This window comes from Gordonia sp. JH63 (assembly GCF_009856645.1).
Lineage (GTDB): Bacteria > Actinomycetota > Actinomycetes > Mycobacteriales > Mycobacteriaceae > Gordonia > Gordonia hongkongensis.
The window spans coordinates 2962552-2988857 of sequence record NZ_CP047235.1 but is presented as its reverse complement, the minus strand read 5'-3'; the positions used below and the strand labels follow the sequence as shown (position 1 = coordinate 2988857).

At 68.8% G+C, this 26306-nt stretch carries 24 protein-coding genes and 1 pseudogene; 7 read left to right on the top strand and 18 right to left on the bottom strand.

Annotated elements, in window-relative coordinates; all coding sequences use genetic code 11:
* Positions 1–30 precede the first annotated feature (30 nt).
* Together GR168_RS13435 and GR168_RS24265 are read left to right on the top strand one after the other, a co-directional pair.
* Positions 31–456 (top strand): nitroreductase family deazaflavin-dependent oxidoreductase, encoded by a 426-nt coding sequence (locus GR168_RS13435; protein WP_058253168.1) that lies wholly within the window; start codon positions 31–33, stop codon positions 454–456.
* 80 nt (positions 457–536) lie between these two features.
* Positions 537–1014, top strand: a pseudogene (locus GR168_RS24265) (phage tail protein).
* 9 nt (positions 1015–1023) lie between these two features.
* Here the strand turns inward: GR168_RS24265 and GR168_RS13425 are convergent.
* Positions 1024–2076, bottom strand: a complete 1053-nt coding sequence (locus GR168_RS13425) for a fused (3R)-hydroxyacyl-ACP dehydratase subunits HadA/HadB (RefSeq protein ID WP_137810029.1) — start codon at positions 2074–2076, stop codon at positions 1024–1026.
* A 63-nt stretch (positions 2077–2139) separates the two neighbouring features.
* Positions 2140–3399: an oxygenase MpaB family protein gene (locus tag GR168_RS13420; protein ID WP_159370956.1), complete on the bottom strand. Its 1260-nt coding sequence runs from the start codon at positions 3397–3399 to the stop codon at positions 2140–2142.
* Between the two features lie 139 nt (positions 3400–3538).
* On the opposite strand from GR168_RS13420, the gene GR168_RS13415 reads away from it, so the two are divergent.
* Positions 3539–4189, top strand: coding sequence for an MBL fold metallo-hydrolase (locus GR168_RS13415; RefSeq protein WP_159370955.1), 651 nt, complete (start codon positions 3539–3541; stop codon positions 4187–4189).
* On the opposite strand, the gene poxB is transcribed toward GR168_RS13415, so the two are convergent.
* Complete coding sequence (gene poxB / locus GR168_RS13410) at positions 4186–5922, bottom strand: ubiquinone-dependent pyruvate dehydrogenase (RefSeq protein WP_159371928.1); 1737 nt, start codon at positions 5920–5922, stop codon at positions 4186–4188. The genes GR168_RS13415 and poxB overlap by 4 nt on opposite strands.
* Before the next feature lie 132 nt (positions 5923–6054).
* On the opposite strand from poxB, the gene GR168_RS13405 reads away from it, so the two are divergent.
* Positions 6055–7086 (top strand): LLM class flavin-dependent oxidoreductase, encoded by a 1032-nt coding sequence (locus GR168_RS13405; RefSeq protein WP_159370954.1) that lies wholly within the window; start codon positions 6055–6057, stop codon positions 7084–7086.
* A 29-nt stretch (positions 7087–7115) separates the two neighbouring features.
* Here GR168_RS13405 and GR168_RS13400 read toward each other — a convergent pair whose 3' ends face one another.
* From GR168_RS13400 to GR168_RS13355, 10 genes are all read right to left on the bottom strand, one after another.
* Positions 7116–7745 carry a GyrI-like domain-containing protein gene (locus GR168_RS13400; protein WP_058253223.1) on the bottom strand — a complete coding sequence of 210 codons (630 nt, stop codon included), beginning with the start codon at positions 7743–7745 and terminating at the stop codon, positions 7116–7118.
* 10 nt (positions 7746–7755) lie between these two features.
* Positions 7756–8559, bottom strand: coding sequence for an ABC transporter permease (locus GR168_RS13395; RefSeq protein WP_159370953.1), 804 nt, complete (start codon positions 8557–8559; stop codon positions 7756–7758).
* The gene (locus GR168_RS13390; RefSeq protein WP_159370952.1) at positions 8556–9554 is read right to left on the bottom strand and encodes an ATP-binding cassette domain-containing protein; all 999 of its coding nucleotides are present in this window, start codon (positions 9552–9554) and stop codon (positions 8556–8558) included. The genes GR168_RS13395 and GR168_RS13390 overlap by 4 nt, the downstream gene beginning before the upstream one ends.
* A 31-nt stretch (positions 9555–9585) precedes the next feature.
* Positions 9586–10071 (bottom strand): PPOX class F420-dependent oxidoreductase, encoded by a 486-nt coding sequence (locus GR168_RS13385; protein ID WP_159370951.1) that lies wholly within the window; start codon positions 10069–10071, stop codon positions 9586–9588.
* 28 nt (positions 10072–10099) lie between these two features.
* On the bottom strand, positions 10100–11299 hold the full coding sequence (locus tag GR168_RS13380) for a serine hydrolase domain-containing protein (RefSeq protein ID WP_203235854.1): 1200 nt from the start codon (positions 11297–11299) through the stop codon (positions 10100–10102).
* A 73-nt stretch (positions 11300–11372) separates the two neighbouring features.
* The gene (locus GR168_RS13375) at positions 11373–12680 is read right to left on the bottom strand and encodes a polysaccharide pyruvyl transferase family protein (protein ID WP_159370950.1); all 1308 of its coding nucleotides are present in this window, start codon (positions 12678–12680) and stop codon (positions 11373–11375) included.
* Positions 12681–12769: 89 nt separating this feature from the next.
* Entirely contained in the window at positions 12770–14398 is a 1629-nt protein-coding gene (locus GR168_RS13370) for an FAD-dependent monooxygenase (protein ID WP_159370949.1), read from the bottom strand.
* Between the two features lie 117 nt (positions 14399–14515).
* A complete protein-coding gene (locus GR168_RS13365; protein ID WP_159370948.1) occupies positions 14516–14929 on the bottom strand; it encodes a hypothetical protein in 414 nt (137 codons plus the stop codon).
* A 57-nt stretch (positions 14930–14986) separates the two neighbouring features.
* The gene (locus tag GR168_RS13360; protein ID WP_159370947.1) at positions 14987–16414 is read right to left on the bottom strand and encodes an FAD-binding oxidoreductase; all 1428 of its coding nucleotides are present in this window, start codon (positions 16412–16414) and stop codon (positions 14987–14989) included.
* Positions 16415–16535: 121 nt separating this feature from the next.
* The gene (locus tag GR168_RS13355; protein ID WP_159370946.1) at positions 16536–19736 is read right to left on the bottom strand and encodes a BTAD domain-containing putative transcriptional regulator; all 3201 of its coding nucleotides are present in this window, start codon (positions 19734–19736) and stop codon (positions 16536–16538) included.
* Between the two features lie 112 nt (positions 19737–19848).
* On the opposite strand from GR168_RS13355, the gene GR168_RS13350 reads away from it, so the two are divergent.
* Together GR168_RS13350 and GR168_RS13345 are read left to right on the top strand one after the other, a co-directional pair.
* Positions 19849–20217, top strand: coding sequence for a VOC family protein (locus GR168_RS13350; RefSeq protein WP_159370945.1), 369 nt, complete (start codon positions 19849–19851; stop codon positions 20215–20217).
* A 40-nt stretch (positions 20218–20257) separates the two neighbouring features.
* Positions 20258–20845: a mismatch-specific DNA-glycosylase gene (locus GR168_RS13345; protein ID WP_159370944.1), complete on the top strand. Its 588-nt coding sequence runs from the start codon at positions 20258–20260 to the stop codon at positions 20843–20845.
* Here GR168_RS13345 and GR168_RS13340 read toward each other — a convergent pair.
* Genes GR168_RS13340 through GR168_RS13325 form a run of 4 tightly spaced genes read right to left on the bottom strand, consistent with a single transcriptional unit; the run spans position 20826 to position 23357 of the window.
* Positions 20826–21122 carry a DUF503 domain-containing protein gene (locus GR168_RS13340; protein WP_058253180.1) on the bottom strand — a complete coding sequence of 99 codons (297 nt, stop codon included), beginning with the start codon at positions 21120–21122 and terminating at the stop codon, positions 20826–20828. The genes GR168_RS13345 and GR168_RS13340 overlap by 20 nt on opposite strands.
* The gene (gene ppk2, locus GR168_RS13335; protein ID WP_058253227.1) at positions 21122–21952 is read right to left on the bottom strand and encodes a polyphosphate kinase 2; all 831 of its coding nucleotides are present in this window, start codon (positions 21950–21952) and stop codon (positions 21122–21124) included. The genes GR168_RS13340 and ppk2 overlap by 1 nt, the downstream gene beginning before the upstream one ends.
* Positions 21953–21963: 11 nt before the next feature.
* Positions 21964–22944: a malate dehydrogenase gene (locus GR168_RS13330; protein WP_159370943.1), complete on the bottom strand. Its 981-nt coding sequence runs from the start codon at positions 22942–22944 to the stop codon at positions 21964–21966.
* Complete coding sequence (locus GR168_RS13325) at positions 22941–23357, bottom strand: META domain-containing protein (protein ID WP_159371926.1); 417 nt, start codon at positions 23355–23357, stop codon at positions 22941–22943. Before GR168_RS13325 ends, GR168_RS13330 begins: the two co-directional genes overlap by 4 nt.
* 88 nt (positions 23358–23445) lie before the next feature.
* Here GR168_RS13325 and GR168_RS13320 point away from each other — a divergent pair, with 88 nt between their 5' ends.
* Positions 23446–24660 (top strand): hypothetical protein, encoded by a 1215-nt coding sequence (locus GR168_RS13320; RefSeq protein WP_159370942.1) that lies wholly within the window; start codon positions 23446–23448, stop codon positions 24658–24660.
* 20 nt (positions 24661–24680) lie between these two features.
* On the opposite strand, the gene GR168_RS13315 is transcribed toward GR168_RS13320, so the two are convergent.
* On the bottom strand, positions 24681–26225 hold the full coding sequence (locus GR168_RS13315; protein ID WP_159370941.1) for a hypothetical protein: 1545 nt from the start codon (positions 26223–26225) through the stop codon (positions 24681–24683).
* Between the last annotated feature and the right edge of the window lie 81 nt (positions 26226–26306).

The following is a 26306-nucleotide window of genomic DNA, read 5'->3' as shown; positions in this document are numbered from 1 at the left end:
ACCCGGCCGAGCTGTGGTGTTCAGCCCACCATGAGTGCTAAAGCAGAGTTGAGTCCTGAAGGCTGGGTCCGCGAGCAGACCGAGAAGATCCTGGAGCAGGGCACGACCGACGGTGTGACCGTGATGGACCGTCCGATCGTCCTGTTCACCACGACCGGCGCGAAGTCGGGCAAGAAGCGCTACGTCCCGCTGATGCGCGTGGAGGAGAACGGCAAGTACCTCATGGTCGCCTCGAAGGGCGGCGCGCCCGAGCATCCGGCGTGGTACCACAACGTGAAGGCGAACCCCCAGGTCACCGCGCAGGACGGTACCGAGGTGAAGGAATTGACCGCGCGCGAGCTGAGTGACGGCGAGGAGCGCGATCACTGGTGGGAGCTGGCCGTCGCCGCCTTCCCGCCCTACGCCGAGTACCAGACGAAGACCGATCGGCAGATCCCGGTGTTCGTCCTGGAGTGAGCGTCGCGCTGCATCGATAAAGCCCCCGACCGCGGTCGGGGGCTTTACGCTGTCTGAGGCAACCTGCCGGAGGGAGGGTCATGGGTGACGTGATCGACTTCAAGCAGGTCTCCACCGCGGGACTCGAGAGTTCACCGGTTGCGGAGGCGCTGGCGGGACTCCGGGCAAACGAGGCCCGGTACTACAAGACGAAGTACGGGCACGACTTCACCGTCGTCCCGGCGTCGGACGCGCCCGAAATCCTCGACCGGGTGACCGCGATCCTGGCCGACGAGCGCGACATCACCATCGCCTCACCCGCGCTCGAGGTCAGCGACTTCGAGGTGGGCCCGGACGACGGAAGGCTGCACATGTCGTACGTGTTCTACGAGTCCGGCCCTCGCGGTGAACGTCATGTACAGCATCGATCCCGGTGGGAAGCGTGCCGTCGGGTTCAAGCTCTCGGACGGCATGGACGTCCCGGCCGAGTTGGAGTCGAAGTTCAAGTTCGCGCGTCAGAGATCGAAACTCGCCGGCGTGATCCGCGGGTCGTACTTCGTCATCAAAGGGGAGTACTGACCCCCGGGGTCACGAGAAGCGGATATTCAGTGTGGCGAGACCGAAGATCTTGCGGCCGCCCGACTTGGCCACCACGATCACGACGCCCGTCCGGGTCGCCGGATCGAGCGACTTGATCCGCCCGCTGTACTCGATCTCGCCGCCCTCGGCGCCGGACACGACAGCGGGCTGGGACAGGCGCACCGCGTAGCGGGTGACGGCACCCGGGTCGCCCGACCACGACGACACGAAAGCGGCCCCGAGCCCCATGGTCAGCATGCCGTGCGCGATGACATCAGGCAGGCCGGCCAGTTTTGCGCTCGTCTCGTCCCAATGGATGGGGTTCGCGTCGCCCGCGACACCGCCGTAGTTGACCAGATCGCCGCGCGACAACCTGATCGTGTGCAGAGGCAGTTCGTCGCCGACGTTCAGCTCGTCGAAGTTCCGTGCGCCCGATGTCCGCCCGCTGTCGTCAGCGGTGCGGACGTCAGCGTCGGGACGGACCGTCCGCACGTATCGTTCCGCCGCTTCGTCGTGGCTGAAGATGTTGACGTCGTGCATCATCACCTTGCGGACCGCACTGCTTAACTCGGGGTCGACCTCGTCGGCGGTGACCCCGACGACCGTCGTGTGCATGGTGTGCACACGCTCGCCTGAGGCATCGGTCATGGTGTTGGTCACGGTGATCAGGTCTTTGCCCGCGATCCGACGGACACTCGTCAGCTCCACGTCCGTCGTCAGCTCGTCGCCGGCGACGATCGGGCGGTGCTGCTCGAAGACCTGCTCGGTCTGGACGTAGGTGTCGTATCCGACGATGACCTTCTCGAACAGCTCCCGGTTCGCCGCCATCGCCGGGATGGAGGTGAAGGTGAGCGGCGCGACGAGACCGGAATAGCCAAGGGCGGCTGCGGCTTCGGGCTCCCAGTGGGCGCCGTGGTAGTCCTGGACCGCGCGTGCGTACTCACGCACCTTCTCGCGGCCGACCTGATACGAGCCGTCGAGCACGTAGTAGTGGCCGACGCGGGATCCGATCCCGGAGGGATCGTCGGTGGTCGTGGCGGTGGTCGTCGGGGTGTGCGTCACCCCGAACACGCTAACGGTGTGCGCATTCGAGTCCAACTCCGGAGTAACTCTCCGACACCGCGGTCAGCGCCGGAGACCTTTCCCGTGGGCGTACTCGGCCGGGCGACCCGAGGTCTGCCAGTCGTGCCAGTTCTCCCGATGGCGGCACATCCACTTCTCGTGAAGTCGACGGAATCGAGGTGAGAGTCGACGGGTGGTTTCGACGACGATCACCACCGGTAGTCGGAGCACGATGACGAGCATCCCCGGAACCGGACTGGGCATCCGGTAGCGCAGCCGCGTCGTGGGCAGCATGTAGATGCTCGAGTACGCCGCGTACATCGCCGCGTTGTATGTGCCGCGCAACCGCTGCAAGCCGGTCGACCCGCGCTTCGCGAACGCGGCCGGGAACGACTCGATGAGCTCTGCGCCGTCGGCCCCGGCGTCGTAGGTGCGGGTGGACGTGACGAAGGCCAGCAATCGCAACGAGTCGGCGATCGTTTCCGGATACCACTGCGTGCGCACCCCGAGTAGGTGGCCGAGGTAGCGCTGATAGTGCAGCAGGACGCGGATCTCGCGGGGTGTCGTCTGTATTCCGGTCAGCCACAGCGCCATCGCGGGCACCACGCTGCCGCCCAGCAGGGTCAGTAGTTGGTAGGACTGACTGATCGGGTCGCCCCAGCGTTGGCGGTCCCATTCCGGGTGTTCGGCGACGGTGCGCCGGACCCACACGTGCATGATGCGTACCCGCATCGCCGTCGCACGACCCTGCGACCCCGGCGTCAGCAACGCGCCCGGGTGCGAGACATCGATCCAGAAACGCGACGTCTCCAGGAAACGGCGCAGAGCGTTGTCGCCCGCATAGCCCCCGGCCAGCGAGAGCGGTTTCGCGACCGCGGCCTCGGTGTACATCTCCAGGGTGATCCCGCCGGCGACGCTGAACAGCCCGGTACCCCACCGGCGCCAGATGGCCTCGCCCTCCGCGATCAGCTCGGGGTCGACCCAGTCGGGCACCGTCTCGAATTCCTCGAACAGGTCGACCAGTGCCGGCGGGGGATCGTCGATGCTGTCCAGGCCGTCGGTGAGTGCCTGATCGAGCAGGGCCCGGGCCGCCTCGCCGCCCAGCGTGCCGTAGACCTCGTCGACGAAACGTTCGGCCACGGGATCGGTGCGGAACATGTCCTCGGCGAAGGTGCGGAGGTTCTCCGGCTCCGGGAAGAGGTCTTTGCGGGTGAACTGCCGTACCAGCCCCCCGACGCCTCGCAGACGCCGGTTGGTCATCGCGGACTCGTAGGCGACCGCCGCCGGGAAGGCAGGAGTATCGGGTGACAGCGAGGTGGACACAGGACTCCTGACGTGAGACGGATTCCTAGATGTGTATCACCCGCGGTGCTCCGCTGACCAGTCGGCGACGGAGTCTTGACTTCAAGTGAACTCGAAGTTGCACCGTGGTGGGACATCCAACCAACTCGTGGAGGTATCGATGCGCCGCGTATTCGCCGACTTATGGGAGACCAGCTCCGACAACCCGTTCCCGGGACTGACCACGCATGCCTACCTGTGGAGGTCGGCTCGAAACGTCCTCTTCTACTCGGTTGCGTCGGATTCCGAGTTCGATGAGCTCTACCGCCTGGGCGGGATCGACGAGCAATATCTGTCGCATCAGGATGAGGCCGGGCCGCTGCTGGCAGCGATCCACGGACGATTCGGGACGACACTGCACGCTCCTTTCGCCGAAGCGGACCGGATCGGCCGCTACGCGCGGATCGGGGTGGGGCTCGCGGACCGGCACACGGACGGCAACGGGGTCGAGGTGATCCCGACACCCGGCCATTCCCCGGGTAGCACGAGCTACCTGGTGCACGGCGCCGACGGCGACCGCTACCTGTTCACCGGGGACACCCTCTATCGCAGCGAGTCGGGGCGGTGGACCGCCGGGTATCTCCCGGGCATCAGTGACCCCGACCAGCTCGCGGGGAGCCTCGAACTGCTGGCCACACTCGCCCCGGACGTCGTCATATCGAGCGCTTATGCGGGCGAGTCGGCCGTGCACCACGTCGACCCGTCCACCTGGACAGCCGGTGTCACCGAAGCGATTCTCGGCCTGCAGGTGGCTGCGGACCGAAACGCCTAGTCGAACAGCCGCCGGAAGAGATTGGTCTCGGCGAGGTCGACCAGTTCGTCGCCGCGTCCGGACAGTACGGTGCGGAGCGCGTACAGCGTGAAGCCCTTGGCCTGGGCGGCGGTGATCGTCGGCGGGATGGACAGCTCCTGGCGAGCGGTGACGACATCGAGCAGCGCCGGACCATCGTGGGCGAGGAACTCGTCGACCGCACCGGCCAGGTCGTCCGGCCGCTCGACGCGCCGACCGTGGATACCGAGCGACTCCGCCAGCGCGGCGAAGTCCGGATTCTCCAGATCGGTTCCGTAGTTGACGAATCCGGCCGCCTTCATCTCGACCTCGACGAAGTTCAGCGACGAGTTGTCGAAGACGACGATCTTCACCGGCAGGTTGTTCTGCGTGATGGTCAGCAGCTCGCCGAGCAGCATCGCGAGCCCGCCGTCGCCGGCGAGCGCAACGATCTGGCGGTCCGGGAAGGCGGTCTGTGCGCCGATCGCCTGGGACACGGCATTGGCCATCGAGCCGTGGGTGAACGAGCCGATCAGGCGACGGGCCCCGTTCATCTCGAGGTAGCGCGCCGCCCACACCACCGGTGAGCCGACGTCGGGGATGAACACCGCGTCGCGGTCGGCTTTCTCGCTGATCAGGCGAGTCAGGTACTGCGGGTGGATCGGTGCCCGGTTGCGGTCGTTGTCGGCGAGGTCGTCGAGGCGGCGCCGTGCCGTGGCGTAGTGGGCCAACGAGGTCGACAGGTGTTCGGAGTCGCGGCCGGTGGAGATCTTCGGCAGGAGCGCGCGGGCGGTGTCGCCGACATCGCCGACGAGTGGCAGGTCGACGGGGCAGCGTCGACCGATCTGCTCGCCACGGATGTCGACCTGGATGATGGTCGCCTTCGACGGATAGAACTGTTCATAGGGGAAGTCGGTGCCCAGCATGAGCAGTGTGTCGCACTTCTCGATCGCCCGGTATCCGGACGAGAAGCCGAGCAGCCCGGTCATTCCCACGTCGTAGGGGTTGTCGTACTCGATGAATTCCTTGCCCCGCAACGCGTGCACGACGGGGGCCTGCAGGGCACGGGCGAGCTCGACGACCTCGTCGTGAGACCCCTGCACCCCCGCCCCGGCGAGAATCGTCACGCGCTCGGAGGCGTTGAGAGTGTCTGCGGCGCGGTCGATCTCGGCATCGGTGGGCCGGGTGACGCGGGGGATACGGCGGATGGGGGCGCCGGCGCGTCGTTTCGGGCACGGCGCCAGGAAGGTCTCACCCGGGATGACGAGGACCGCGACGTCCTGTTTCTCGACCGCTGTGCGCAGGGCGATGTCGAGCAGGCGCGGCATCTGGTCGGGCGTGCCGACCATCTCGCAGAAGGCGCTGCATTCCCGGAACAGCTGCTCGGGGTGGGTCTCCTGGAAGTAGCCGGTGCCGATCTCCGTCGCCGGGATGTGCGCGGCGATCGCGAGAACCGGGACACGACTGCGGTGTGCGTCGAACAGTCCGTTGATCAGGTGCAGGTTGCCGGGCCCGCAACTTCCCACGCACACCGCGAGTTCACCGGTGAGCGCGGCTTCGGCGGACGCGGCGAACGCCGCCGACTCCTCGTGTCGCACATGTCGCCACGAGATGGTGTCGTTTCTCCGCAGGGCATCGGTGAAACCGTTGAGTGAATCACCGGGCAACCCGTGGACGTGCCGGACTCCGGCGCGCTCGAGTGCCTCGACGATCCTCTCCGCGACAGTGGGCGGCATGGCGATCCGTTCGGTCGGCGGCGGTGTGCCCCGACTATAGACGCGGCGCGCGCCGGCGTGGCCACCGAAGAATTCGACCCACCCTGATTCGCCGACATGTCTCCGCTGCCAGACGGTGTGAAAATCGATTGCATGCCACGACGCGGTGAACCCCTCCAGAAGCTCGGATTTCTGACGATCGGACGCTTCGACGGTGACGACCCGCGCCCCGGCCACCTCGAGACGCTGCGGATGATCGAGCTGGCCGAACAACTCGGCTTCGACAGCGTGTGGGTGCGCAACCGGCATCTGCAGTACGGCATCTCCTCGCCGGTGGCCCTGCTGGCGGCCGCGGCGGTGCGCACCAGTCGCATCGAGCTCGGTACCGCGGTGATCCCGCTCGGTCTGGAGAATCCGCTGCGGCTGGCCGAAGACCTGGCGACGGTCGACATCCTCAGCGGGGGACGGCTCAACCCGGGGGTCTCCGTCGGTGTGCCGATGCGCTACGACGACTTCAAGACCGCGCTGTATCCCGAAACCCATGCGCTCGAGAACTTCTCGAAGGACCGGGTGGTGAGGCTCCTGGACAACCTGCGGGGCGAACCCGTCAGCGACTTCGAGGGCACCGTCGGGATAGAGACGTTCTCCCGACGGGTGCAACCGCATTCGCCGGGTCTCGCCGATCGGGTCTGGTACGGAGGTGGATTGAGCTCGGCGATCTGGGCGGGCCGGCAAGGCATCAACTATCTGACGTCCTCGGTGGTGACCACCGAGGGCACGGAGTCGCGCGACTTCGCGACCATCCAGGCCGAACACATCGACGCCTACCGTGCCCATCACGTTAACCCCGACCGTGCGCGCGTGTCCCAAGGGCTCGTGGTGATCCCCACGGATTCCGCGACCGCGGACCAGATCCGCAAGTACCGGGCGTATGCCGACAGTCGGTTCGAGCGCACGCTCACCCCGCAGGGCCCGCGGGGCCTCCTGTTCTCGCCGGACCTCGTCGGACCGTCCGATGAACTCGCCGAGAGACTGTATGAGCACGCGGGATTCCAACGCGCCACCGAGGTGGCCTTCGCGTTGCCGTTCTCCTTCGACGAGCCGGACTACCTGCAGATCGTGGGTGATCTCGCCGGGCAGCTCGGACCGGCACTCGGATGGACGCCGGCCGGCGGGACTTCGTAACGAGATACCCTGCGATGAACCATCTTTCGCTACGGGATGATGGAGGACTCGACCGGTTGACGCAGCAGGGTCCGAAGTTTCTCCGGAGCTACTCGGCGGAAGTCGCTGAAGTAGATCTCATGGTGACGGCCCGACATGCGTAAGCCGTTGTCGGGTATGAACCGATCGTGCATCTCGGCCAGCACCGGCCCCTCGTCGTCGAAGGGCCCGTGGTGCAGCGTCTGAACGCACGATCCCTCGTCCAACGACTCCGTGCGTAGATCGGCGAGACGCGGCGGCGGCTTCGTCGCGCCGGCCTCGAGAACAGCGGCGTCGAGCAGATCCTCGCCGATCCAGTCGGGAACCATCAGCATGAGCGTCCACCTCCAGCGGCCCTTGTCCCGGGCGCCGGTGAAGGTGCTCATGTCGTCGGCCCACCAGAGCCCCTCGAGTGGCGGGACGACGTAGTCACGGCCGAGTTCACGACTGCTTGCGAACTTCAGCTTGTACGCAACCGGATACAGCGTCTCGATCGACGCCGCGAACTGTGGTGTCGAGTTGGGGTCGCCCGATCCGTCGATCATCAAGTAGCGCATGGCCGGAACGTCGAGAATGCGGAACTGGCCGCGCCGCGCCTTGTACGAGTCCAGCGTCTTCTTGAAGTCCACCTTCTCGGGCACGCCCTCGACACTATCCGGGAATGCGTCGCCGCTCATAGGTTCGCAGCGCGAGAAAGAATGCGGCCCCGCCGATGGCGAGACTCCAGGCGAGCGAGGCGACAACACTCGCGGTGTGGACCGGAGCGTCGGTGAGGGTTCCGCGCAGGACCTCGATGACGGGGGTGAAGGGCTGGTACTCGGCGAACTGCCGCAACCCGGTGGGTAGGGATTCGGCCGGGACAAACCCCGTACTGAGGAACGGCAGGATCGTGAGGAACATCGGTGTGTTGCTGGCGGTCTCGACGCTCTTGGCCGCCAGCCCGAGGTAGACCGAGAGCCAGATCAGCGCGACGGAGAACACGGAAGTCACGCCGAACGCGCCCAGCCAGTCGAGCGGACCGGCCGACGGCCGGAATCCGATACCGACCGCGACGGCGAGGACCACGACGATGCTGAACAGCGCCTGCAGGAGGCTGGCGAGTACGTGACCGGTGAGGACAGCGGAGCGAGCGATGTCCATGGTGCGGAAGCGGTTGATGATCCCCGAGGTCATGTCCATGGCAACGACGATGGCGGTGCCCTGAACCGCCGACGCGACAGTGACCAGCACGATCCCGGGCACCACATAGTCGAGGTAGGCGGCCCGCCCGCTGTCGCCGGACTGCGTGGTCATCCCGGCGCCGAGCTGGCCCCCGAACACGAAGACGAACAGCAGCAGGAAGACCACCGGGATGCCGACCAGCATCACGGTGAGCACCGGGAACTTGATGAGCCGCCGAACGTTGCGGCGGACCATGACCCGCGAATCCGACACCGTGTGTGCCAGGGTCGTCATGAGGCGGCTCCGGACGGATCCGGGTCGGTGGCACCGGGTTCGCCGGTGTCGGCATCGGCGGCCGCGGAAGCGGGATTGCCGGTGAGCGCGAAGAACACATCGTCGAGGGTCGGGGCGTGGACACCGACGTCGGTGACCGTGATGCCGGCGGCCTCCAGCTGGTTCAAGGTGGTCCGGACAGTGGTGACGGTGTCGTCGGTCGCGATGTCGAGGCGTCGTGCTTCGGGAACCGGACGCGCATCCGGCAGAAGCGATGCCGCCTTGTCGAAGGAGTCGCGGTCGGCGAAGGTCAGGCGCACGTCGGAGTCGTGCACCCGGCTCTTCAGTTCGGCGGCGGTGCCCTCGGCCACGATGTGGCCGTGGTCCAGGACGGCGATGCGGTCGGCGAGCTGGTCGGCCTCCTCGAGGTACTGCGTGGTGAGGAAGATCGTGACGCCTTCGGCGGCGAGCCGGGAGATGGTCTCCCACAGCATCCGTCGACTTCTGGGGTCGAGACCCGTGGTCGGTTCGTCGAGGAAGATCACTCGCGGAATGGACACCAGAGTCATGGCGAGATCGAGGCGCCGACGCATGCCGCCGGAGTAGGTCGACACCGCGCAGTCGGCGGCCGCGATCAGATCGAACTGCTCGATCAACTCCTGGGCGCGGGCCTGTCCGTTGCGTCGGCCCAGCCGTCGTAGGTCGGCCATGAGCACCAGATTGTCGCGCCCGCTGAACAATTCGTCGACCGCGACCGACTGGCCGGTGACACCGATCATCGCGCGCACCGCATGCGCCTGCGCGACCGTGTCGTACCCGGCGATCGTCACCGTCCCCGAGTCGGCGGGGAACAGGGTCGACGCGATGCCGACGGTCGTGGTCTTGCCGGAACCGTTCGGCCCCAGCAGGGCGGTCACGCTGCCGGCGGGTATCTCGAGATCGATGCCGTCGAGAACGCGGTGTCCGTCATAGCTTTTCGTCAACCCGCGGATCTCGATGTCGGCGCCGGTGGTCAACCGATCGGGTCCGTCCGGCGGGCCGGTGCGCTCATCGGTCCTGCGCGTCGAGCCGGGCCGCGACCTCGGCGGGGAATCCGCCGGTGGCCACCGGACCCCACCTCGTCGGCGTGATGCGGATCAGCGACTTGCCCTGTGTTCGCATCGCCGCTCGGTACTCGTCCCAATCGGGGTGCTCACCGGAGATGCTGCGGAAGTAGTCGACGAGCGCGTCCTCGGCCTCGGGCATGTCGAGGACCTCGGCATCACCGTCGACCTGGACCCAGGCGCCGTTGAAGTCGTCGGAGAGCACCACGACACTGGCCACCGGCGTGTGCCGGAGGTTCGCCGCCTTCGCCCGGCCGGGATAGGTCGAGATGACGATGCGGCCCTGCTCGTCGACCCCACCGGTGACCGGCGACATCTGCGGGCTGCCGTTGGAGCGGACGGTGCTGAGGATCATGTGGTGGCGCCGCCGGATGAACTCCAGCAGTTCGGCACGGTCGACACCATCGGCTTTCGCGACTGTTCTGGCCATGCGCCGACCTTACGCCGGGACCGGGGTCTCAGGGCAGCGCGGCGATGAGGCCGGCCTGGACGGCGCTGACCGGGGTCGTCGACTTGCCGTCGACTGTCATCGCGTCGTCGGTGTTGATCACGATGATGATCGTCGTGTCCGAATCGTAGTTGTGGAACAACGAGGTGTTGTATCCGGGGAAATCCCCGTCGTGACCCCACCATCCGTCGCGGTTGCCGATACCGATGCCGTATCCGGAGGTGGCGGTGTTCGGTGGCGGCGAGGTGAGAATCGAGTCCCGGCGCAGTTGCTGGGTCGCCGGATTCAGGACGCCCTGCCCGGTGAACAAGGCCTCACCCCAGGTCTGCAGGTCGTCGACGGTCGAGATGACGGCACCGGCGGTGGACGCGAAGGACGGATTCCAGCGCGTCGAGTCGACCGTCTGCCCGTCGGGCTGGCCCTGGTCGGTGAGGCCGTCGAGATGTGGGTCGGGGATCTCGACCGACCCGCCGGGCCACGAGGACTCGTCCATGCCCAGGGGCGTGAAGATCCGGTCGGCGAAGACCTCGCCGATGGGTTTCGCGAGCACCTTCTCGATGACCAGGCCCAGCAGGACGTAATTAGTGTTGGAGTACTCCCAGCCCTGCCCCGGCGGAAAGCTGGGTGGCAGCGCCTTCGCGGTGTCCACCAGTTCGGTGGGCGTCCAGACGGATTCGGGGTCGGCGAAGAACTTCCGGTCGAAGGACTCGGACGCGGTGTACGACGGGATGCCGCTGGTCATGTCGGCGACCTGGCGCAACGTCGCGCTGCCGTTCGGGGCGTCCGGGACGAACCTGTCGATGCGGTCGTCGAGCGAGACGCGGCCCTCCTGGACGAGCTGCAGCAGCAGGGTGGCCGTCATCGTCTTGGTGAGCGAGCCGATGCGGGTGTGATCCGCCGCCTGGATGGGATCGTCCCCGCCGGCCGCCCGGACCCCGGACGTCCCCGTCCAGGTTCCGGCCGGTGAGATGACCCGGGCGATGACGCCGGGGAGATTCCCGGCGGCCCGGGTGTCGTCGATCGCCTTCTGGAACGCCGCCGCGGTGTCGGCCGGCACCGAGGTCGTCTGACCCGAGCCGGGCGCTGCACTCGACGATCCCGCACCGGATGCCGTCTCCGAGGGTGAGCATGCGACGAGGCCGAGTACGGCCGCTGCGCCGATCGTCACCATGCGGAGGAGGGCCGTGGCGCGCACGGGGTTTCGGCTCATGTGGTCACTCTAACGGCAGGTCGGCGCACCGAGGCGACTTGGCGCAAATGGGACAACGTCCGGGGCGGGTATGTCAGATGCGGTGCGCCAGCGCCGGCGAGACCGGGTAGATGTCGACGGCCGTGGCGAGCTTCGCGGCGACGGCCCGCTCCCGCGCCACCGGGTCGAAACCCCGCCCGTACGGCCGGTCCGGGACGGACGTACCGGAATCCACCACCGTCCAGTCCGAGCCGGCCTCGACCAGTGACCAATGTTTGGTGGTGTAGTAACCCGGCATCGCCGCGACCGCGATCCCGGGATCGCCCGCGGCCGCGGCCATCAGGTGCGGGTGGAACCGCGTGCTGATCCAGGTGTTGTGGTGACCGGCGGGCAACCCGTCGTTCCAGACGTCGCGGAAGGTGCGCACGGTGGCACCGGCCAGACGTGTGCCGAGCCGGTAGGGAACCTCGTAATCGTGTCCCGGGATTCCCTCGACGACGGTGACCGCCGAACCGGGCACGTCCCAGGAGTCGAGCGTTGCCCGCACGAAGTCGGCCAGGGCCTCGACGCCGGTCGCCCGCGGTCCGGCGAACTTCTCGGTGAGGTCGGACTGCAGGCACAGCACGACGCCGTTCTCGGCCGGTGTGTCCATCTCTCGATACAGCGGAGGCCGGGGCCGGTGGAGGGTCAGCCACGCGTCGTCCCCGGAATGACGTGCGCCGATGATGCCGTCGAGTACGTCGTACGACGCGGTGTCGCGCACGTCCACGACGTCGAATGCGGCGAACGCCTCGGTCAACGCCGCCCACGCGGCGCCCTGCAGCGCGGGAACGAGTCCCTGACCCGTCGCGGCGAGGCGCGCCCCGGAGCGCCGGGCCACCGCAGCAGCTGCGACGAACAACGAGACATGGTGTGGCCACACGGTATTGAGGTAGCCGCCGCCCAGGAGGTGGATGGTGGTCGCCGACTCCAGGAGGTCGATCCCGGCGGTCAGTCGCGGCGCCAGACCGGAGTCGAGGGCGGCGGCGCCGACCCACTCCCAGGGCGCGGGTTGTTCGGCGTCCGCGGCGTAAGTGGTCAATTGCCACAGGGTGTCGACGACGAGCATGTTCGGGTGGGCATCGCGCAGCAGCGTCGTGGCCGTGCCCGGGCTGTGGCAGTCCAGCACGATCGTGGCATTCGGACGCACCCGGGTCAGGTGCCGCAACCAGGTTCTCGCGATCAGTTCGTCGCCGTAGTTCGGGTGGCCGGCCGGCGCCACCAGGTAGATCACCTCGCCGGCACCCATCGCGCGGCCGAGACGTGATTCGGCGGAGCGCTGCCGGACCGAGGTGCCGATGCGGTCGGCGAGCACGCCCGCGGCCCGGAACAGGGGGCGGTTGGGTGCCGGTCTGCTGGTCACGATCCCCAAGGTTACGGCGTGCGCGGCCGGTGGCCCCGGCCGGACAGAGATCGAACGACACGGCCGCGCGCCGGTACGAGGTGCCGCCGCTACCCGAAGGTGCCCTCGAGATGACGCAGCGCGGCCTTGCCGTCGGTGGTCGGCCCGCGGTACCCGACATACCCGTCGGGCCGGATGACGAACACCGTCGAACCGTCGGGGCGGTAGCCATCGGCGAAGCGGCCGTCGGTGTCCCGGAGCAGCGGTAGTTCGGTGCTGCCGACCTGCGCGGTCGGCGCGGCGATCACATGAATGTCGATGTGGCCGTGCGCTTTCGCCGACATCTCGTCGGCGAGTGATTCGAGCACCGCGACCTCGTCGGCGCCGGCGGTGGGGTCGGCGTACAGGACGAGCGAATGGTCGACGCCGCCGATCACGTCGAACAGTCGCAGCGGGAAATTGACGGAATCGCGGCTGAGGCCGGCGGCATCCGGTGCGCGTTCACCGGCACGCGGCGCGGCCGGCGCCGTGGGTACCGCCGACCCGGCGACGAGCGGACTGTCGGCGTAGGAGATCAGCAATTGGCCCTCGCGCCGCATGATGAAGTCCAAGTCGTTGGAATCGGTGCCGATGCCTTCGCGGGCGTCCCGGACCGTGCGTCCCACGACCTCCTCGCCGACGGGCCGACGTTCGAGGTCGTAGCTGTCGAGCAGCCCGTCGGAGCCGACACCCGCGACGGCGAGGGCGAGCTTCCAGGCGAGGTTGTGTGCATCCTGCACGCCGGTGTTCATCCCCTGCGCACCCGTGGGCGGGTGGATGTGGGCGGCGTCGCCGGCGACGAACACGCGTCCACGACCGTAGGAATCGACGATGCGGTGACTGATCCGGAACACCGAGGACCAGCGCAGGTTCGACACCGTCGCGGGTTCCGGTGCGAGGCGGTCGACCACGGCCTGGATGTGGGACAGTTCCGGCGCCCGGGTTCCCTCGAAACCGTGCGCCACACCGTCTCCGCCGGTGGTCGGTGCGACCGCGAGTTCGTCGGGGACGAGCATCGACATCCGGTAGCGGCCGCGGCCGGGAAGGGGGATGCACACCAGCTGGTCGTCGGTCGTGCCGTCCGCGGTCTGGTGCATCGAGCGGATCGCGTACCCCTGGGGCATCGACCAGTCCGCCACGACGTCGCCGAGCATGTACTGCTCGGTGAAGGCGGCCCCTTCGAAGGACAGTCCGAGTCCCTTGCGCACCACGCTGTGGGCGCCGTCCGCGCCGAGCAGATAGCCCGCACGGATGGTGGTGTCCCCGCGCGGACCCGTCAGGGTCACGGTCACCCCGTCCGCGTCCTGGTCGAACGCGGACACGGCGGTGCCCCGGTCGATCTCGGTACCCAGATCGGTCAGGCGCTCACGGAGGATGCGCTCGGTCGCGTACTGGGGGAGCAGGTGGAATCGGTAGGGCACGTCGGGTGGCGTCGACAGATCGACCCGCGAGACCTGACTTCCGTTGACGTAGACGAGTTGTCCGCGCATCTCGAGCCCGGCGTCGAGCACCTGTCCCACGACGCCCATGCTCTCGAAGACCTCGAGCGTCCGCGGTTGGATTCCGACCGCCTTGGCGTACTGCGGGGGTTCGAGGAGCGGATCGACGATCCGCACGCGAACTCCGCGCCTGCGCAGCTCGATGGCGGCGGTCAAGCCGATGGGGCCGGCGCCGGCGATCAGGACATCGACTTCGGTCATGGAATCCTCCCGTTGTCGGCAGTCCCCGACACTCTGAGGATTATCGGGCGGGCGGCATCCCACCGCCACCAGAACGGAGAAATCGGACGTCAAGACGACGGTCGATTCCGGACCCGGTCATCTCGGGATGGCGGCGGGGCCGATCGTCTGGGCGCCGAGTTGCGCGACTCTGGCCCGCAATTCACGGTCGGCGGTGACCACGATGCGCTCGCGACGCGGATCCGAATCCGCGACGACGCCGATTATCGTGTCGTCCCCCGAACCCGGCGCGTCGACGATTCGGACCTGTTCGCTCGCCACGACACCGCGGGCCCGACCCTCGACGACCAGCACCACCTCGAGTGGCCCCGGCAGTCCTTCGAGTCCGCCGACGGCGACGGAGTCGAGACGCGTCCGCAACCGCTCGGTGGCTCCGCGGCGATCGCGCCACCACCCGTCGGGCACCGAACCCACGACGTTGGCGGCGTCCACGACGAGCAGGGGCCGGTCGTCTGGGGTGCGATCGTGCCGGGGTCCGGACGGTTCAGACATGCCGACCATCAGTCCACATTCGGCCACCCGGGGCAAGTGCGCTGTTCGATCGGCCGATCACAGGTCGCCGTGACAGAAGCGATTCGCCGGGTCGAGGGCGGCCTTGATCTCGGCGAGCCGGCGACGGTTGTCCGCGCTGAACGCGTCCGCGGCCCGGGCGACGCGTTCGGAGCCCGAGGTGAAGTTGAGGTAGGCGGCGCCGGTCACGTAGGGCTCGAGCTCGGCGCGGGTCACCCGCAACGTCGACTCGACGGCCAATGCGACGTGCGGATCGGCTACCGCCGCAACGAGTTCGAGAAGGAACCGGCCCTGTCGCCCCCGATCGTTGGGCGCGTTGTCCGCGCTGCGAGCGATCGCTCCACCGGCGTGGCGGATCTCGCCGCACACGATGAGCGGCGCCGACGCCGGTGCCGGCCGGACCCGCGCGGCGACGATGTCGACGGCCTCGTCGGGGAGATCGTCGAACCATTCGGTGGTGACCATCACCGGCATCGGCTCGGTCGGATCCATGCTGACGGCGTCGATCGCCGCGAACGGCAGCGCACCCCACATGTCGACGACCGGCGTCCGCCACTCGCGCCATTCGTCGACGACCGCGCGACCGGCGTCGAGGTCCCCGGACCAGCAGCCCCGCACGACGGCGAAGCTCCGGCCGCGTAGCGGCGCCGGGACGTCGTCCGTGGGCGGGAGGTTGAGAATCGCGACCGCGGACGTCAGCTCCTCGGACTGGGCGGGGGCCCAGTCGCGGAACCGGCGGATGATCTCCTCGGCGTCGGCGGCCGGATAGAAGAGGTTGCCGGCGTATACGGTCGACACCTCGACGAGCGCGATCTCCATGGACGTCACGACACCGAGACCGCCGGCGCCGGCGCCGCGCAACGCCCAGAAGAGGTGCGGGAAACTGGTGTCGGTGACCCGGATCGGCGTCCCGTCCGGAGTCACCAGGTCGAACGAGAGCACGCGGTCCGACGAGAGGCCGTGGCGTCGACCGAGCCAGCCGAAACCGCCCCCGAGCGTGTAACCGACCGCCCCGACCCCGCCGGCCGAGCCCATCAGTGGCGCGAGACCGTACGGCGCCGCCGCGTCGACGACCGTCTGCCATGGGGCGCCGGCGCCGACCCGGGCGGTCCGGGTGACGGGGTCGACGCTCACCGACGAGAGCCGGGAGGTGGCGATCAGCAGTCCGCCGTCGGCCGGTCTCCCCGTGCCGTGACCGGTCGCCTGGACGGCGACGCGTAGATCTTCCTCGACGGCGAAGCGGACCGCCTCGACCACGTCGAAATGATTGTCGGGCACGGCGATCACGGCCGGGCGGTGCACGTCGAGCCGGTTGAAGCCGGATCGCGCGTCGAGGTAGCCGGCATCGCCGGGGCCGAAGACGTCGCCGGCGATCCGGTCGCGTAGTTGCGCGAGGACCGAGGTACGGGTCCGGACGGTGAGGCGCTCGGCGTGCTCGGGCAGGGAGGAGGCGGGTGTTGCGGGCATCGGCAGGTCCTCGGTCGCGGCCGGAACGATCCGGCGGAATTCGTCGGGCTCCGGACGACGCCGGAGTCCTGACCAGGGTCGCCGACGGCGCTTGAAGGCGACTTGAGGCGGACTTGGCGACTCAGGTCGGGGACGTCAGACCCCAGGTCGTGGCCAGTGAGTCGATCCGTCGGATCAACCCGTCCGCCTCCTGCGCGCGGGCGGTGTCGCGCGCGGTCGCCAGCGTGGCGCCGACCACGGACGCCGGACGCCCGTTGGCGTACTCGTAACGTGCGCGGACGAGGAGGCGGTGGGCGTCGGCATAACGTTCACCGGTGCGGTCGGCGAAGTCGTCGGCCCGGTCGAGCAGTGTGGCGGCGTCGGTGAGCTTGCCGGCGACGACGAGGACCTCGGCGTGCAGACCCAGCCAGTAGCCCTCACCCGTCCGCGGGTGATCCTCCATACCGACCTCGTCGGCACCCAGTCGGTCGATGTGCTCCAGGGCGTCGTCGAGGTCGCCGGTGAGGGCGCGCGCCCACCAGTACATGCGTTCTCCGCCGCGACGGAGGTAGGCGAGGGGTCCGACGCCGTCGGACGTGATGGCCGGGCCCGCGTCCAGAACCCACCTCGTGTCGCCGAGCATCGACGCCGCGCCGACGGCGAAGATGGCCATGGCGAGCCGGGACCGTGGATCGGGATGGGCATCGGCCATCGCGGCGAAGAGGTCCCGGCCGGCGTCGACACCGCGATGCACGGTCGCCGCCCAGGCCCGGAAGCCGCGGGCCATCGCGAGCTGATCGTCGCGGAGACCGTCGACGACGACGTCGATCGGCGCATAGTCCTCCAAGATGCGGTGCGCCGCACCGAAATTGCCGCGTGTGAACTCGTCGATCCCGGCGGCGTGCATGCCCAGATGGGTGACGACCGGGTCGTCAGATCTCTCGGCGCGCCGACGCAGATCCTCCGCGAGACGGTGACCGGTGTGTGCATCCGCGATCTGGATGTGGGCCGCGCAGCGGGCGTAGTCGAGGGTGGCGAGGAGCCGGGCGTCGCCGAGGGCGGAGGCGAGTACACGGGCGCGGTCCTGCAGCTCGGGATCGGCGGCGAAGTACCCGTGCGCCGCGACGTCTCCGGCCAGTTGGGTGGTGATCGCGACGAGCTCCGCCTGCTGGTCGCCGGTCGCGCGGGCGAGCGTCGCCGCATCCCCGAGATGCCGGCGCGCCCCGTCGAAATCGTAGGTGCGCAGCGCGATGTTTCCCGCCGCGAGGAGGGCGGTCGTGGTGCGCTCACGGTCGGCCAGCGGCCCGGCGGACCACAGATGCCGCGCGACTCTCGCCACGGCATGCGGCGAGGAGTTGCCGGCGAGGGCGTCGGCGATCGCGAGATGCAGTCGCCGTGCGCGCATGGCGGCGATGCCGTCCGCGATCGCCTCCCGGATGATGTCGTGACTGAAGCCGAATCCGAACGGATCCTCCGGTCCGAGATCGATGACACCCGCCTCGCCCGCGGGTTCGAGGAGGTCGAGCGCCTCGTCCACCGGGCGCTCCGCGGCGGTCGCCAGCAGGACCAGGTCCACGCGGGTCCCGATGAGGGACGCGAGTTCGAGTAGTTCGGTCGTCGCCGCGGACATGCCGACCAGTCGCTGGCGCACCACATCACGGATGCCGGACGGGACGGCGCTGCCCGCGATGGACCCCCGGTCGGCCAGGATGCGGGCGAGTTCGCGCACGAAGAAGGCGTTGCCTCCGGTGCGTCGCTGGATCGACGACACGGTGGCGACCTCCGGCCACTGCCGGGTCTCGCGCCGGATGAGCTCGGAGATGTCGTCGCCGCCGAGCGGGCCGACGTGGAGGCGGCGATGCTCCGGCAACCGGGCCAGCGTCGCCAGGGTGGTGGCGACGACGGGCCGGTTCGACGGCGAACGCAACGAGGCGAAGAACGTGACCCCCGCGGTGCGTCGGGCGGCCATGTGCGCGAACAACTCCAGAGACGCACCGTCGGCCCACTGCAGATCGTCGAGCACGATGATCAGCTTCGACGTCGCGGCCACCCCCTCGAGGAGATCGGCGGCCTGGTCGTAGAACTGGAATCGAGCGGCCGCGTCCGGCATCTGCCGGGGCGGCGGGATCACGTTGACGCCCTCGGTCACCATCCGGCCGAGTGAACTGTCGAGGAGTCGTTCCCGATCGGCGGGATCGAGCCGGGGGAGGACCGCACCGAGGATCTGCACCCACGGCCACATCGAGGGTGCGGCCGGGTCGTCGACGCAGCGCCCCCACAGCACCCGGAGATCGGCGGCGCCCGCGGCCCGACGGCCGGCTTCGTCGATGAGCGCGGTCTTACCCGCGCCCGGCTCGCCCTCGACCACGACCACGCCGCCGTGTCCTGTCATCGAGGCGAGCACCGCCCGATGCAATGCGGCGAGTTCGTCGGTCCGGCCGACCACCGACGGGGCGTCGTCGAGGTCGGCGTCGTCGACCGATTCGTCCGTCATCGACTGCGCCGACGTCCGCGGGCCCGGTGCCGGGACGTCCGGCGCAAGCGTCACCTTGCCCGCGGCGGTGGCGGCCGGGGCGTCGAGATGCGGAGCGTGGTCGAGGATGTCGCGTTCGAGGGTGCGGAGACGGGGTCCCGGGTCGACGCCGATCTCCTCGGCGAGGGTCCGGCGGGCGGTGGCGATCGCCCCGAGTGCGTCGGACTGACGGCCGAGTCGGTAGAGGGCGGTGGCGAACAGCACCCACAAGCCCTCGTCGAGCGGCGCGCGTTCGACCTCGGTCTCCAGTTCGGTGACGAGCAGGCGGTGGTCGCCGTCGGCCATGCGGGCCTCGAAGGACATCTCCCGCGCCGCCTGCAGCATGCGGTCGAGGTGATCGGCGGCCTCGTCCCGGAAGGCGAGGCCCTCGAACTCGGGGAGCAGGGGACGATAGTCGGCGAGCACCTGGTGCAGCAGCGGTGCGGCACCCGCCGCGTCGCCCTGTTGCATCAATGCACGAGCATCGCCGACCCGGGCGGTCAGCCGGCGCACGTCGACGTTGTCGGCGGCCGTCGGGAGGCTGTACCCCGTCCCGTGGGTGAGCAGGACCGTGGAGGGAGTCCGAGGCTTTCGATGCGGCTCGAGGACTTTGCGCAGGCCCGAGATGTAGGACTGGAGCGACACCTCGGCGCGCTCCGGAGGCGAATCGCCCCAGATGCCCTCGATCAGACTGTCGGCGCGCACCGGAACACCCTCGGCAAGGATCAGCTGGGCGAGTGTCGCCCGCTGCTTGCGCGTGCCGAGTTCGACGGGGTCGGAACCGATCTGAGCCCCGAGGCCGCCCAAGACCGTATAGGAGATTTCGAGCATCAGCGTGAGTGTAAGTGGTGATCGGGTCCTTCCGGGCGGCTAGCGGCGAACGTGCCGACGATCTGCCCGCGACCGCCCGGGGATGTCGGTGGCCGGGAGTAGCTTGGCAGGCATGAGTCTCGCACTGGGCATGATCACCGTCGACGCACTCGCGCCCGCGCCCCTGGCGACGTGGTGGGCCGAGCAGCTCGGCGGCCGCATCGTCGAGGACAACGACGGTTACTTCATCGTCGTCGCGGTCGGGGAGGGCGAGCCGCTGTTCGCGTTCCAGCAGGTCGAGGACCCCACGCCCGGCAAGAACCGCGTCCACCTCGACCTGACCACCGACGATCTCGAGACGGAGGTGGATCGACTCGTGGCGGCGGGCGCGAGCCGGATCGCCGATCGTGAGATGCCCGGCTTCGTGTGGGTGACGCTCGCCGACCCCGACGGCAACCAGTTCTGCGTGTCGGCCCGACACGGTGCGGAGACGGCATCCTGACGCGTTCCCGCATCGCCCGGCCGGATACCCGGTGTGCCTGATGGGATTCACCCGGGCCGACCTGCTCGCCTACCGAGACCGCACCGTCGACGACCTCGTGGGCGAGGGCTGCAAGCTGCTGTTCGTCGGCATCAACCCCGGCCTGTGGACCGCGGCCACCGGTGCGCATTTCGCCCGGCCCGGCAATCGGTTCTACCCGGCGCTCGCCCGGGCCGGCATCGTCGACCACGTGATCGACGCATCGACGGGCATGTCCGACGCCGACCGGACGATGCTGCTCGACCGCGGCGTGGGGATCACCAACGTCGTGCCACGCGCCACCGCGACCGCCGCCGAACTGACCGTCGAGGAGTTCCGCAAGGGGGGACGCCGCCTGCGCGAACGGGTTCGTGAGATCCGCCCACGGGTTGTCGCGGTCGCCGGGATCACCGCGTATCGCAGCGCGTTCGGGCGCCGCGATGCCGTGCCGGGGCGGCAGGACGAGACGTGGGACGGGGCCGAACTCTGGGTGGTCCCCAACCCGAGCGGACTGAACGCGCACGAGACGGTCGAGTCCCTCGCGGCCGCCTACCGCCGGGCCGCGGCTGCCGCCGGGGTCGTCGACGACCTCAGAAGTCCTCCGAGCTGACGACCCGGCGTCGCACCGACAGCAACTCGACTTCGGGATGGGCTGCCGCAGAACGTTCGACGGCGTCGAGCACGTCGACGACATGTCCGCGGTCGGCGGCCACCGCACTGACCCCGATGACGGTTCGCCGATGGACGTCGAGGTGTCCGACCTCGGCAGCCGAGACCGTGTACCGCTTGCGCAGGTCGGCGACGATCGGTCGCACCACGGACCGCTTCTGTTTCAGCGAGTGCACGTCACCGAGCAGATAGTCGAACTCGCAGAACCCGATCCACATCAGTGGTCGGTGCGGATCAGCGTCGCCACGTGGTCGGGTACGTACTTGGACAGCGAGCGCGGCGGGCGGTGATAGTTGCCCGACTCGATCGGATGCTTGGGCAGGGACACGCGGGGGCGGGGGACCTCGGCGTACTCGATGGTCGACAGCAGATGCGAGATCATGTTCAGGCGAGCATGCTTCTTCACGTCGGATTCGACGACGTACCAGGGACTCAGCGCGGTGTCGGTGTGGACCATCATCTCGTCCTTGGCGCGCGAGTAGTCCTCCCACCGGTACACCGACTCGAGATCCATCGGGCTCAGCTTCCATTGCCGCACTGGGTCGTTCATGCGTGACCGGAACCGCTTGAGCTGTTCGTCGTCGGACACCGAGAACCAGTACTTGCGCAGCAGGATGCCGTCGTCGATGAGCATCTGCTCGAAGATCGGGGTCTGCCGCAGGAACCGCGAGTGCTCCTCGGGGGTGCAGAAACCCATGACCTTCTCCACGCCGGCGCGGTTGTACCAGGACCGGTCGAACAAGACGATCTCGCCGGGCGCGGGCAGATGCGCGACGTAACGCTGGTAATACCACTGTCCGCGTTCACGATCCGTCGGCGCCGGGAGCGCGGCGACCCGTGCGATCCGTGGGCTCAGATACTCGGTGATGCGCTTGATCGTTCCGCCCTTGCCGGCAGCGTCACGCCCCTCGAAGATGACCACGACGCGGGTGCCGCTGTCACGGACCCATTCCTGGAGCTTCACGAGTTCGGTCTGCAACCGGAACAACTCCGCCTCGTAGACCTTGTTCCCGATCTTGGCCTTTTTCGCCTTGTCCTTCTTCGACATGAGCAGAAACACTACGGGGTGGACACGGCCTCGCGCTCGGATTGGAGTTCGGCGACCGACGCGTCGATCCGCGCCCGCGAGAACTCGTTGATGTCGAGACCCTCGACGATCTGCCACCGGCCGTCGATCGAGCGCACCGGAAACGAGCACACGAGTCCCTCGGGGACTCCATAGGCTCCCGGGGACGGCAGCGCCACCGACGTCCAGTCGTCGGGCGGTGTCCCGAGCACCCAGTCGTGGACATGGTCGATGGTGGCGTTCGCCGCCGAGGCCGCCGACGACGATCCGCGAGCCTCGATGATCGCGGTGCCACGGCGGGCGACGGTCGGGATGAAGTCGTCGACGAGCCAGTCACGGTCGGCGGCGATGTCCGCGCCGCTTCGGTTGCCGACCCGGGCGTGGAAGATGTCGGGGTACTGGGTGGCGGAGTGGTTGCCCCACACCGTGACCCGGCTGATCTCGGCGACGCTCGCGCCGGTCCGGCGAGCGAGCTGGGCAATCGCGCGGTTGTGGTCCAACCGGGTCAGCGCGGTGAACCGTTCAGGCGGGACCTCGGGTGCGTTCGCGGCGGCGACCGCCGCATTGGTGTTGGCGGGATTCCCTACGACGATCACCCGGATGTCATCCGCGGCAACGTCGTTGATGACCGACCCCTGGGCGGCGAAGATGTCGGAGTTGGCGGCGAGAAGATCGGCGCGCTCCATTCCCTTGGTGCGGGGTCGCGCCCCGACGAGCAGGCCGAAGCTCGCGCCGTCGAACGCCTTACGGGGGTCGTCGAGCACATCGACCGACGTGAGCAGCGGGAACGCGCCGTCGTCGAGTTCCATCGCGGTGCCGACTGCGCCGGAGATCGCCTGCGGGAGTTCGAGGAGTCGGAGAGCAACCGGTTGGTCGTGACCGAGCATCGCGCCGGCGGCGATGCGGAAGACGCTGGCGTATCCGATGCTGCCGGCGGCACCCGTCACGGTCACGGTGACCGGTCGGCGGTTCACGAGGGCTTCTCGGTGAGCAGGACCTGCGCCGCGGGGCCGACGAGGACGAGCGCGTGGCCCACCGAATACCAGGTCAACGGTTCCTTGGTGAACGCGGTCACCCAGGCGTCGGCGCCGGCGTGCGGACCGGGGCAGGCCATCATCGTCGAGGCGAGGGAGCCGAGACGCAACAGTGAGTCGTCGACGCGGAGATCCCCGATGTGCCGGTTGCAACCGGCCGACAGCGCGATCCGATTGGCGGCCGGGAAACTGACCTCCAGCGGTCCACCGCCGGGGATCTGTTCACCGGTCACCGCGGTCGAGGTGTAGGTCTTGCCCACGAAGGCGGGAGCCGGTGGCGCGGCCGCAGCGGACCCGACACCGACGATCGTCGTGCCGAGCGCCACGATCAGTGCGCTGAGCAGCAGGGTCATGCGTAAGCTGATGCGGTGTTCGCCGGAACTCACGTGCACAACGGTAGCCGACCGGACCGGGGATGGATATGACGAATGTGGGGGATCCATGGTCCCGGTGACGTGTCGGACCGAGTACCTGACCGGCCGCCACCATCGTTCGGCCACCGCCGCCTGGGTCCTCATGGTCGCCGGGATGGTCGCACTCGTCGCGCTCAACATCGCCGGGGTCGACGGTCTCATCACGGCGGCGGTGGTCGGTGGCGCGATCGCGGCGTCGTTGCTCGGGGCGGCCTTCGGCCGGCTCGGTGAACGAGGCGCGGTCCTGCTGACCGTCGACGACGACACGGTCTACTTCGGGAACGAGGACCGCACACTCGTCAGCTACCCGCTCGACTCGCTCGTCACGGTGGCCGTGGGCGGGCCGGCGGACGCGACTTCGGAGATGGCCGGCGAGCGTGCGCGTCACCTGACGGTCGTCGGACAGAAATATCTGAAACTCACCTTCGCGAGCCGGGACGGTGAGCCCGTTCCCGCCGACCGGACACCACCCAGCTCCCCGGACGAGTCCGACGACACGCCCGAGACGGAGTTCTGGCGGGTCGCCGTCGTCGAAGGAGACCCGGCGGTCGCGGAGATCCTGGCCCGACTCCGCCGGCACGCGCCCGAACGCATCGCCACGAAGAAGAAGGGCGCCCCGACGCCGGCCGGGTCACGGGCGGCAGCGGCGAGCGCCCCGCCGGACGAACCGGTCGACCTGACCCGACCCGCATCCGGCGGGCCCCGGATCGCCGACGCGGGCTCTGACGAAGCGGCGCAACGGTTGTGGGAGGAAGCGGCGCGTCGCCACGACGAGGTCCTCGGCGCCTACGGAACCTACGAACTCGATCCCGCCATGCTGCTGAGGTATCCGGCCGTGACCGACGTGACGGTCGAACAGACGCAGACCTTCCATCTCGCGCTCGACGAGGCGATGGCTCTGCGGACCGACGACTACCCGGGCAACCGCTCGCGCGCCGACGCCTACCAGCAGTCCGTCGCCAGACTGCGGCGGGCCTGGATCGCCTGCGAGAAGAACGGCCGGCGGGTGGGTGCGAGCTACCTGGAGCAGACCGATCAGGACGACCTCGATCGCGCGCTCAAGCTCTACAACCACGCCGCCGCCAGCAGCACGCCGGCCGAACAGGCGACGTACTACGGCCGCGTCCGCGACATCGTCACCACGATGACCGATCGCGGGGTGCTGCACCCGCCCGAAGCGGCGGTGGCCGAACTGCAGGCCGTCACGCGGAGGGCGCTGGAGGCGGGGACGCCGAAGGTGTGACCGACTGGGCGCCGCGATCGTCAGGCGCCCAGTCGGATGAAGCGTCCGTCCAGTGTGTACAGACCCTCGGCGTCATCCGTGTGCGCGATGTCCATCCGGATGACGAACTGCCGAGCCTCGTCGATGTAGTTGCGTTCGACTTCGGCGGCCACGGCGTCCCGGTCGTACTCCGGGACAGACGCGCGCTCCATCAGGTCGGTGCGAACCCGATCGAACACCTCGGCGGAGATGCTGTCGAAGCGGAACCCGTCGGATTGATACCGGCCGGACGAGATGCTCGCGAGGGGGAAATGCCCTGGCGCCACGGAGACCTCGCCGCCGCGGTCGCCGATGCGGTATCTGACCAGGACCCCGCCCGAATTCTGGATCTCGCTCGCGCTGATCGGATGAACCCCGTCCGCGATTCCCTGGATGATCACTTCCTCGATGACGGGCGCGTTCAGCGGAACGCGCGCCGCGATCAGCAGGTCGCGCGCCAGTTGAAAGGATTTCTGGAAATCGGCCGGGTCGAAGAACTCGGCGACGGTGCCGTCCGGACGTGCCTGGACCTCGAAGTCGCGCGTGATGTCGTCGCCGCCATCGATCTTCCCGGTGATCAGCACCGGCTCACCGGGATCCGGGCGCTCGATCGTCACGGTCTCGACCTCGGCCTCGGGTGCATACGTACGCACCGAGGACTCCATCGGCCCGACCGTGGAGCCCAGCACCTCCGCGTCGATGGTCGCGGCGTCGAATTCGAGGTTGCGCTTGAAATCGGGCACCGTCGACTCGCTTGAGTAGTCGTCGCTCACGTTGATGCTCGTGGAACGGCCGGTCGAGGGGTCGACGACGATCGCCTGATCGGAATCGGAGTCCAGGCTGTAGGTGAGACGCAGGATGTTCCGCAAGCCCTGCGCACCCTGGTATTCGACGATCGCGTCCATCATCCGGCGATGTCGGTCGGCGAGAGTCGGACCGTCGTCGTCGCCGTCCGGGCCGTCGTCGGAATCGATCGCGGAATCGAACCCGGAGAGCGACGGCCCCTCGACGTGCCACCCGCCGGCGACACCGAACAGCAAGGCGCCGACCACGAGCAGGGTCACCGCGGGATAGACGAGCGCCCAGCGGCCGGGCTGGTCGTCGAATTCGGGGGTCTTGGGCTGGTCGCGGGGCGGGAGAGCGTCCGGCGGCAGTGTCGTGAACGGGGTGTCGGTCAGCGACTGGAAATTCCCCTTGGTCATCGAGGTGATCCAGCGCGCCCGGTACGCGGTGTCGTTCGGTGGGTTGATCGTCGCGGTGACCATGGTCGGTTGCGAGTCGTCGGCGGTGAGGCTGCTGCGGGTGAGTGCCTCCACCTCGACCTGCGGTGCGTCCGGCGACGTGGCGCGCCGGAACTCCGGCAGTTCCGACACCCGGGAAGCGCGGGGACTGACCGCGATGCCGGCGAAGACCAGGGGGATCCCGAAGAACAGCGCGACCCACCAGTCGTTGAATGCGCCGAGGCCGACCCCGACCGCGATGAGCGACCCGGCGATCGTCGCGCGCAGGAGGCGGAGTCGAACCCTGGTCCGGCGAGTCCTGGTCATGGGCCGTCCTTAGTCCTCGAGCCGAATCGGGTGGACTGATCATAATGTCGGCGTCCTCGGTCGACCAGCGGCCGCGTACCG